General features: G+C 35.1%; 1 protein-coding gene. It reads left to right on the forward strand.

Annotated features, from left to right (window positions below; translation table 11 throughout):
- Nucleotides 1–198: phosphoribosylformylglycinamidine synthase subunit PurQ (locus tag Q4519_RS22335; RefSeq protein WP_303516191.1), on the forward strand; the 198-nt coding region annotated here is incomplete at its 5' end.
- Between the last annotated feature and the right edge of the window lie 30 nt (nt 199–228).

The raw sequence follows: 228 nt of genomic DNA on the forward strand, positions 1-228 counted from the left end.
GGTTATGTTCTAGGTTCCGGTGAAGGTTGTGGTTTATCTTTCATATTTACTGACCGCTCTCGTGACGTGTTGCAAAGTTTCTTTAAACTTAATGTTTGCTTTGCAATCGGTGTTTGTAACGGTTTTCAAAAGATATCAAACCAAAAAGATTTGATCACTGTTACAGAGTTATTGACACTTTTTGTGCTTAATAAATAAGAGCGATTACAAGCTAGCAGTAGTTTTGTT

The organism is Motilimonas sp. 1_MG-2023, from assembly GCF_030547455.1.
GTDB lineage: Bacteria > Pseudomonadota > Gammaproteobacteria > Enterobacterales > CBDFNC01 > Motilimonas.